Origin of the sequence: Actinophytocola sp., from assembly GCF_045807065.1 — a bacterium.
Lineage (GTDB): Bacteria > Actinomycetota > Actinomycetes > Mycobacteriales > Pseudonocardiaceae > Actinophytocola.
The window spans coordinates 1-9066 of the sequence record NZ_JBJMIE010000144.1; the positions used below are offsets into that span (position 1 = coordinate 1).

Annotated in this window: 7 protein-coding genes; 4 read left to right on the top strand and 3 right to left on the bottom strand. The window is 71.6% G+C overall.

Annotated features, from left to right (window positions below; all coding sequences use genetic code 11):
• On the top strand, positions 1–783 hold a 783-nt coding region (locus ACJ73U_RS08445), incomplete at its 5' end, for a cytochrome P450 (protein WP_407776980.1).
• A 55-nt stretch (positions 784–838) separates the two neighbouring features.
• On the opposite strand, the gene cobF is transcribed toward ACJ73U_RS08445, so the two are convergent.
• Complete coding sequence (gene cobF / locus ACJ73U_RS08450; protein WP_407776981.1) at positions 839–1603, bottom strand: precorrin-6A synthase (deacetylating); 765 nt, start codon at positions 1601–1603, stop codon at positions 839–841.
• 416 nt (positions 1604–2019) lie between these two features.
• Positions 2020–2661: a class I SAM-dependent methyltransferase gene (locus tag ACJ73U_RS08455; RefSeq protein WP_407776982.1), complete on the bottom strand. Its 642-nt coding sequence runs from the start codon at positions 2659–2661 to the stop codon at positions 2020–2022.
• 161 nt (positions 2662–2822) lie between these two features.
• Between ACJ73U_RS08455 and ACJ73U_RS08460 the strand changes: the two genes are divergently transcribed.
• Entirely contained in the window at positions 2823–3941 is a 1119-nt protein-coding gene (locus ACJ73U_RS08460) for a hypothetical protein (RefSeq protein ID WP_407776983.1), read from the top strand.
• A gap of 396 nt (positions 3942–4337) precedes the next feature.
• Positions 4338–5603 carry a hypothetical protein gene (locus ACJ73U_RS08465; RefSeq protein ID WP_407776984.1) on the top strand — a complete coding sequence of 422 codons (1266 nt, stop codon included), beginning with the start codon at positions 4338–4340 and terminating at the stop codon, positions 5601–5603.
• On the opposite strand, the gene ACJ73U_RS08470 is transcribed toward ACJ73U_RS08465, so the two are convergent.
• Positions 5549–7570, bottom strand: coding sequence for an ATP-binding protein (locus ACJ73U_RS08470; protein WP_407776985.1), 2022 nt, complete (start codon positions 7568–7570; stop codon positions 5549–5551). The two genes, ACJ73U_RS08465 and ACJ73U_RS08470, sit on opposite strands and share 55 nt — an antisense overlap.
• Positions 7571–7998: 428 nt before the next feature.
• Here ACJ73U_RS08470 and ACJ73U_RS08475 point away from each other — a divergent pair.
• Positions 7999–9066, top strand: a 1068-nt coding sequence (locus tag ACJ73U_RS08475) for a BTAD domain-containing putative transcriptional regulator (RefSeq protein WP_407776986.1), incomplete at its 3' end; no start/stop codon positions are given.

The following is a 9066-nucleotide window of genomic DNA, read 5'->3' on the forward strand; positions in this document are numbered from 1 at the left end:
ATGGCCACGCTGTTCGGGATCGGTGCCGACGCGCGGACCTTGCGGCGGTGGGGACACGTGCTGACGGAGGTCGCGAACGACTTCGGGCGTGACCCGGTGCTCGTCGAGGCCGCGGCCGCGGTGCTGGCCGAGGACACGGCCGTCACCGCGGCCGTCCACCGGCTGCGGGCGGAGCCGGACGGCTCGGTGATCTCCCACCTGCTGCACGCCAACCGCCCGCCGGGCAAGGCACGACCGGACGCCGACGTGGTGCCCGTGCTCAAGCACCTCGCGTTGAGCGTGCTCGAGCCGGGCTGGTTGGCGGGCTGGACGTTGGTGGCGCTGTGGTCGGCGCCGGACCAGCTCGCCGCCGTCCGCGCCGACCGGTCGCTGCTGGGCGCGGCGGTGTACGAGGCGCTGCGGTGGAGCGCACCCGTCGGCGTACTGGGCAGGCGCACGACCCGCGCGGTGACCCTGGCGGGCCGGGAGCTGCCGGCGGACAGCATGCTCGCGGTCGCGATCGCCTCGGCCAACCGCGACGAGGCGGTGTTCACCGGACCGGACCGGTTCGACCTCCACCGCGACGTCCGCACCCACCTCGGGTTCGGCGTCGGGCCGCACCACTGCCCGGCGCACCCGCTGGTCACGGCCCTGGCCCGGACCGCGCTGGACGTGCTCCTCGACCGGCTGCCCGACCTGGCACCGGCACCGGGCTGGCAGGCCCGGCCCCACGGGTGGAAGCTGCGGCTGCCCGGCCCCCTCGACGCGGTGTGGGACCCGTCGCTGACCAGGCTGTACGCCTGACGGTCACCGCCATCGGCACGGGGGCAGGCGGCCTCGCCGGCCGCTGACACGGGCCTCAGTCGGTGGTGCGGCGGCGCAGCAGGTAGGTGTCCATGATCCAGCCCTTGCGCGCCCGTGCCTCGGCCCGGCGGGTCCTGATCTCCTCGGCGACCTCGGACACCTTGCCGGAGATCAGGATCTCGTCGGGCGTGCCGAGGTAGGCGCCCCAGTAGATGTCCACATCGGACTCGTCAAGGTCCGCGAACGCGGTGTGCGCGTCGAGCATGACCACGACGTCGTCGACGCCGTCCGGGAAGCCCCGCGCCAGCCGCCGTCCGGTGGTGATCTGCACCGGCTTGCCGATCTGGTTGACGCTGGTGCGGTGCCGGGCGGTGAGCGTGGCGACGCTGCTGACGCCGGGGATCACCTCGAAGTCGAACTCGACGTTCCCGCGTGCCAGTACGGTGTCGAGCATCGCGATGGTGTTGTCGTAGAGGGTCGGGTCGCCCCACGCCAGGACCGCGCCGGTGCCGCCGTCCGGGACCTCGTCGCGGATCAGGGCCTCGTACACGTCGGCCCGGCGCTGGTGCCACTCCGCGACCGCGCCGACGTAGTCCGCGGCGGTGCGGTCCCGCGGCGGATCCTGCGCGACCGCGACCCGGTAGGACGGCTCGCCGGTGTAGCGGTCCAGGATCTCCCGCCGCAGCCGGACGAGCTCGTCCTTCGCCTCGCCCTTGTCCAGGAGGAAGAACACGTCCACCTCGTTGAGCGCCCGGATGGCCTGCACGGTGACCTGCTCCGGATCCCCGGCGCCGATCCCGATGACGTAGATCTTCCGCATGCGGCCGAGTCTGCCACGCGTCCGTGCGCCGAGCGTCGTGCTCCGCCCGGCCGACCGGTCTGGTGGCCGTGGGCGCGAACGGAAGGACCCGGCCCGATGTTTGGGTACCGCGAGGTGCCGGGTACGCCAGGGGAGATCGACAACGCGCACTGGGAGGTAGTGGTGAGCACCAACAGCAACTGGCGTGTCGTCCCGCGGACCGCCACGACGTGCTGGATCGCCCTCGTAGCCGGTGTCCTTCTCCTGGCGAGCGTGATCTGGCAGATAGCCGACGACGGGCTGGCGCTCCTTCCCGTCGTCGCGGCCGTCGCGGCGGCACTCCTGGTGCTCGTCGCCGTGATCGGGCTGGCCGCGCCCGGCATACGCGGCCGCCTGTCGCTCTCGCCGTCAGGACATCGCTGTCAGGGAAGTCGCCGTCAGGAAGTCGTGGCCGGTCGGCGGAACTCGGCGCGCCAGCGGATCTCGTCGCGGACGATGTCGTGCGGGGTGAGACCGCCGGTCGCGAAGGACTCGATCTCGGTCCGGGTCAGCGGCCAGGGCGGGCCCTCGGGTCGTGCCTCGCCGTCGCGGGCGGCGGCGATGACGAGCAGGGTGCCGCCGGGCGCGACGAACGACGCCACGCGCTCGATGGCCGCCTCGTGCAGGGGGACGGGAAGCGCCTGCACGGTAAGGCTTTCCACGACCAGGTCGAACGCGTGGTGCCAGTCGGCGGGCGGGTCGAGGAGGTCCGCCACCCGGTAGTCCACGGCGGTCCCCGGGAAACGGTCCCTGGTCGACGCGACCGCGGTGGGGGAGACGTCGAACGCCACCGTCTCGTAGTGGAGGGACGCCAGGTACTCGGAGTCCCTGCCCAGCCCGCAGCCGACGACGAGCGCGTGCAGGCCGGCGCCGTCGCGGTCCCCGGCCCAGCTCGCCAGCAGGTCGTGCGGCGTGCCCCGGTCCCACGGGACGATCGCGTCGCCCCGCTGCGCCTGGTTGTACAGCTCCTCGAACCAATCCGTCGGGCTCTCGCTGGCCGCGGCGAGAGCCCGGGCATGCGTGTCGGGATCGTTCGTCATGCGACTGTTCTACCCGGCCACTCGTGAACGCGTGCTCGGAACCGGCGGACCGGGCACGCGGCGGCGCACTTCACCGGCCGTTCAGCCTTCCCCTCTGGTGATCCGCCGCCTGTCCCGCCAAGATGGTTGGAATCTGACCACTTGAGGCGAGGGCTGGAAATATGTCCACACATCTGAGTCGGCGCACCCTGCTCGCCGGCGCGTCCGCGGCCGGGCTGGCACTTGCCCTACCCGGTACGGCGGCCGCACAACAGCTCGCCTACGCGGCGTTCCGCGTGGTGCGGGTCCGGCCCGGCGACCCGGCGCAACCGCGGATCACCCTCCCGGCCGGTTACGAGATCCTGCCGGGTGCCAACTACTCCGTCGCCAGCCGCGCGGAGTACTACACCTTCGTCCGCGGGCCGAAGGCCGACGGCATCGAGGTCGGAGTGGACTGGCCCGGCGTGCCGGTCCGCGCCGTGGTCCACCAGGACACGCGGCTGGACCTGCGCCGCCACCGCGGCGGGGTGAGCTTCACCCTGCCGATGACCCAGTCGTCGGCCGACGCGTACCAGCCGACGCTGCAGGTGTGGAGCACCCCCGACGCCGGCGCGGGCATGTACGTCAGCATCGAGCACAACGACCCCGACCGGGTGGCCGGTCCGTGGGCGTCCGTGGCCTGGCCCGAGGGGGAGACGCGGTCGGTCGTGCACCAGCTGGTCGCGACCCAGGCCATCCTGCTCGACTCCGGCCTGCCCGCGGTGGCGGCGGCGAAGGGCCACCGGTTCGCGGTCATGGGCTTCGAGACGAACAACACCCTGCACGCGGACAACCCGCCGCACTGGCACATCTCCTACAACTCCGGCCCGAACTTCGACGCCAGGACCCACAACCCGCACCTCTGGCTGAACACCGAGGGCGGCACCTTCTACAACGGCATGGACGTCACCGGCCTGGGCCGCCTGAAGTACCACGTGGGCGACCCGGCCCCGATCTACGACTTCATCGGCGACGCGAACGACGGCCGCGGCAACCTGGTCGTCACCATCACCATCCGGGAGGACGGCGGCCTGGACTTCCAGACCCCACAAGGCCAGACCTACGCGATAGCCGCCGGCCGCGGGGGAAACCTGCTGGACGAGGTGACCGTCCTCCGCGGCGGCCAACCGTGGCTTCGCGTGGCCACCAGGGACCTGGTGAAACTGGGCATCCTCATCGTCCGGGTGGACGGCCTGCGCGACCGCCACGAGTCCCGTTACGAGATCGTCCGCTACGACCCCCTGACCGGCGTCCTCGGCTGACGCGGAAGTGCCGCCGCGCGGAGTTTGATGCTGGCCGAGGTGGATGGTGCTGGTGCTAATATGGCGCGGCACATACACACCGGCCAGCATTACTTCCAGGGATTCGACGCAATCGCCGCCGCGTTGTTGGCAGCCCGCAACCAGCCGTTGACAGCCCTTCTTCCCGCGCAATCCCGACCGGTCCACCGCGCGGCGGGGATTCCGCGGCATCGGCGCGTGCGAACGGAAATCCTGCTCCGCCGTTCGGGTGATTCCTCCTCGATACAGGACAGATCCAGCGCGGTTTCCAGCAGACCTCCCAGCTGATTTCCCAGTGACATTCCCACCTGCGGTCCGCATCCTGCGACCGGGTCGCGGGATGAGTACCCGCGGGGAGATGCGAAGGAGGGGGCGCACATGAGTAGTCCGCATTGGGTGAAAGCAGCGGGAAACCCGGCGGCGGAACGCTGGTTGACCAGGCCCGGCTGCCGGACGGTACTGGTCGTCGTGCCGCACATGACGGCCGGCACGCGGTTGGCGGACGTGGTGCCGTTGGTCGAGACCGACAGCCGGATCCAGGTGCTGTACTGCGTGCCGACCACGACCGACGCGTGGCCGGGTGTGGAGGACTACGTGCGTGAGGGTGGCGGCCTGCTGATCCCGTGGCACCAGGTGCTCCGCTCACGCTTCGACCTGGCACTGGCGGCCAGCTACAGCGAGATCGACAAGATCCCGGCACCGGTGATGGTGGTCCCGCACGGGGTGGGCGGCGGACGTTCCCGGTACAGCCCGTGGACCGCGCCCCGGGAGGACCGGCAGGTCCAGCCGCGGGACGTGCTGGTGCGGGACGGCCGGGTGGTACCGGCCGCGGTCGTGGTGGCGCACGAGTCGGACGCCGAACGGCTGCGTCGGGCGTGCCCGGAGGTGGCCGAGCGGATCGTGGTGGCCGGAGATCCCTGCTACGACCGGATCCGCGCCAGCATGCCGTTCCGCAACGTGTACCGGAAGGCACTGGGGTTGGACCGGCGGCACAAGCTCGTCCTGTTGAGCTCGACCTGGTCCCGGTACTCGTTGTTCGGCGGGGATCTCGAGGTGTGGCGGCGGGTGCTGGACGAGTTGCCCGCCGACGAGTACCGCGTGGTGGCCGCGCTGCACCCCAACATCTGGGCGGTGCACGGGCGGCGTCAGGTCCTGGCGTGGTTGGCCGACCACATGGCGGCCGGCCTGGCGGTCGTTCCTCCGGAGGAAGGCTGGCGGGCCGCGCTGGTCGCCGCCGACTTCGTCATCGGCGACCACGGCTCCGTCACCCAGTACGGGGCGGCGCTGGGTGTTCCGGTGCTGGTGAACCCGGCGTCGGCGCAGGACGTGCCCGACGGCAGCAACGCCGCGTTGCTGCGGCGGATGCAACCGGTTGTCGACACCACCGGGTCGATCGACCAGCAGCTGCGCCGGCTGGCCGCCCGCCATGGTCCGGACCGCTACGCCGTGTTCACCCGCCGCATCAGTTCCTGCCCGGGTGAGTCCATGGCCGCCCTGCAGGCGGCCGTGTACCGGCTGCTGGGGCTGTCGGAGCCGGCCGGGGCGCCGCCGGTGTCACCACCGGTGCCGATACCGACCCTGCTGAGCGGTCATTCCTCACCGGCGTGGTCGAGCCCGCCGGTCAGGGAGTCGAGGCGGGCCTGAACCTGCGCCGCCCTGGGGAGCTCCGCGTGCCGGTAGAGGTCGACGGCCCGCAGGAGGTGTTGCCGGGCGGCCGCGAGGTCGCCCGTGCGGAGGTGCAGCTCGGCCAGGGCTTCGACGGCGAGGCCGTGGTAGTGGTGCGAGCCGGCACCGGCCAGGATCTCCGCCGCGTCGCTCAGGGCGACCAGGGCGTCGGCGTGCTGGTCGAGCTGGGTGTGCACGGCGCCGAGCCGGATGAGCGCCATGCCGCGCAGCACCACGTCGTCGAGGTCGGTCGCGGCGGTGACCGCGCGCCGCAGGTAGGTCAGCGCCTCCTGCCGGCGCCCGACCTCGGCCAGGGTCTCCCCGATGCGGCGCAGGTGCAGGGCGGTACCGCGCTGTTCCCCCAGCCGCTCGGTGCTGGCCAGTGCTCGTTCGAAGTAGGACATGGCTTCCTGCGGCCGTTCCGTTCTGCGGGCCACCAGACCGAGGTGTTCCAGCGCGGTCGCCTCGATCCGGAGATCACCCGCGGTCGCGCTCAACGCCAGGGCTTCCGCGAAGCGGCGGTGTGCGAGGTCGTAGCGACGCAGGTTCAGGTAGGCGATGCCGAGGTGGACGACCAGCAGGGCCTGGGCCACCTGGTGACCGCACGCCGCCGCCGCGGCGATGCCCAGCTCGTGGGCGGTGATCCAGTGCGTGAAGTGCTTGCGGTACAGGAAAAGGCTCCACAGCGCCTCGCACAGTTGCCAGGCGAGGTCCGGCCGTGCGCGGTCCGCCGCGCAGCGCTGGGCGGTGAGGAGGTTGGGCAGCTCCCGCTCGAGCCAGTCGAGGGCGGCGGCCGCGGTCGGGAAGACCGGTTCGCGTTCCCCGACGCGATCGTACCGGTCGCCGGCCCGGTAGCGCCGTGGCATCACCGCGAGGTCCGCGGCGATCGCGTTGTCCAGGTACCACTCCACCATCCGCCGAACCGCCGCGTCGCGTTCGGCGGTCTCGTCGTGCTCCAGCGCGCGTTCGGCGGCGTGCAGGCGCAGCAGGTCGTGGAACCGGAACCGGTCGACGTCCACTTCGTACAGCATGATGGCGTCCACGAGATCCGCGACCAGCCGCTCGGCGACCTCCGGTGAGACGTCCCCCGCCGCCGCGACGACGCCGATCCCGAACTCCGGCCCGGGGTGCAGGCCCAGCAGCCGGTACAGCCGCGCCACGTCGCCGGGCAGCTCGCGGTAGGACAGGTCGAGGTTCGACCGCATGGAGACCTCCCCGGAGATGGCGAGTGCCGAGAGGCGGTGTTGCTCGTCGGCGAGGGTGCCCACGACCCGGGAGATCGACCAGCGCGGCCGGGTCGAGAGCTGTGCGGCGGCGAGCCGCAGTGCCATCGGCAGCCCGCCGCACAACCTCACCAGCTGGCGGGCGGGCGTGGGTTCGAGGTCCACCTTTCCCGGGCCCGCCACCAGGGACAGCAGCTCCAGCGCGGACTGCTCGTCGAGCATGTCGATGTCCACGAACCGGGCGCCGTCCAACGCGAGCCCGGCGAGCCGCCAGCGACTGGTCACCACCAGCACACTCCGCGGTGACGCCGGAAGCAGTGGCCGGACCTGTGCGACCGAGTCGGCGTCGTCGGCGACCACCGCGACCGACCGGTCCACGCTGACGGACCGGTAGAGCGCGGACTGCTCGCGCAGGTCGATCGGGATGTCGTCCGGTGGCACGCCGAGGGCGCGCAGGAAACCACTCAGCACCTCCGAGGCGGTGACCGGTCCGCGCGGACTCAGGGCACCGAGGTCCGCGTAGAGCTGCCCACCGGGGAAGCGGTCGGCGTTGGCGTGCACCCAACGCAGTGCGACCGCGGTCTTCCCCGCTCCGCCCGGCCCGGTGAGCACGACCAGCCGCGGCCGTCCCGCGTCGCCGGCGGGAACCAGGTCGTCGAGCGCCCGGAGCTCGGCACTCCTGTTCGTGAAGTGCGCCGGATCCGGCGGGAGCTGCCGTGGCACGACGTGTGCCCGGCCGGACCGGTGCAGATGAACTCCTCCGCTTATCGTCCCCGCCTGGACCACCGCGTCGACGGTGTCGGAAACGACGTTATTTCTGGATGGCAACGAATCACTCACCGAATACCGCCTCCCACACCCCACTCTGGCACAGTGCCGCGCCGGCACGGGACCCACCGATCAGTGAAATTCTTCGTACCGGCGTGACGGGCTGTCGTCGGCGGAGCCGCAGGTAACGGGAGCCCAGCAGGGCGGGAAACCACGGCGTCGCTTGCGAAGGTGAATCGGGGCGCGCGAAGAATTTCACTTCTCAATTCGCTAACTCTCCGAGCGACGGCGCGGTGATTACGTAGTATCACGTAGTGGCATAACACCGCTTCGCGTGCACCACCGACGGTGGTCCGGAGGCCAGCTTGATGGGGTGAGAGCTGGTGGCCACGAGTTTTGGCATCCTGGGTCGGACAGCGCTGCTGCTCGACGGCGACCTGCGGCACTCATGGGGTCGCCCGAAGGAACGCGCGCTGCTCGGCGCGCTGCTCGTCCACGCCGGCCGCTGGGTTTCCACGGACATGCTCATCCGCTGGACGTGGCCGGACGAGGCGTCGACACCCCAGGCGGCGACGCTGCACCACTACGCGACGAACATCCGCAGATGGCTCAGACAGGTGCCGGCGCGGCCCACACTGCACGCGGAGAACGGCGGCTACTGCCTGGAAGTGGACAAGAGCCTCATCGACTACTACCAGTTCGGCCGCCTGGTCTCCGAGGCGCGCGGCCAGGTGGGCCGCCACAACCACGACCGCGCCGCGGAGCTCGCCACCCACGCACTCGCACTCTGGCGGGGTACTCCGCTCGAGGACCTCGACGGTGAACCGGCACGCGCCTGGCGAACCCGCGTGGAGCACGACGACCTGCTGCCGGCCAACCTGCTCCTGCTCGACGCCCTGCTCGAGCTCGGACGCAACGAGGAGGTGCTGGCCCGGCTCGCCGAGTTGCAGACCGACTACCGGCTCGACGCCACGCTGGCCACCCGGCGCATGTCGGCCCTGCACGGCCTGGCCCGCTTCGGCGAGGAGTCGTCGTACTACTTCGCCATCCGGCGGGAGTTCCTCGGCGAGAACGACGAACAGGCGGCCGAGTACGTCCGCCAGCACCACGAGCGGTTGCGGGCGGACGGCGGCCACGCCGCGAGCGGCCCCAGGAGGGAACCCACCGGTCCACCACGCCAACTCCGCCAGGACCTCGTCGACTTCGTGGACCGCACGGACCTCCTCGTCGCCATCGACGAGGCCACCACGAACACGGCCGGGCAACACACCGGCGGTGTGGTGATCCTGGACGGGATGGCCGGAGTGGGGAAGACGGCGCTCGCTGTCCACTGGGCACACCAGGCCCGCCACCGCTTCCCCGACGGCGACTTCTACATCGACCTCAACGGTTTCTCCGACGACGCACGGGTCGAGCCGTCGACCGTGGTCGACGAGCTGCTCGCCGCGCTC

What these genes read in the sequence shown, in the direction of transcription:
- ACJ73U_RS08465 (WP_407776984.1), top strand. Translation starts at nt 4,338, where the DNA reads ATGAGTAGTCCGCATTGGGTGAAAGCAGCGGGAAACCCGGCGGCGGAA.
- ACJ73U_RS08460 (WP_407776983.1), top strand. Translation starts at nt 2,823, where the DNA reads ATGTCCACACATCTGAGTCGGCGCACCCTGCTCGCCGGCGCGTCCGCG.
- ACJ73U_RS08455 (WP_407776982.1), bottom strand. Translation starts at nt 2,661, where the DNA reads ATGACGAACGATCCCGACACGCATGCCCGGGCTCTCGCCGCGGCCAGC.
- cobF (WP_407776981.1), bottom strand. Translation starts at nt 1,603, where the DNA reads ATGCGGAAGATCTACGTCATCGGGATCGGCGCCGGGGATCCGGAGCAG.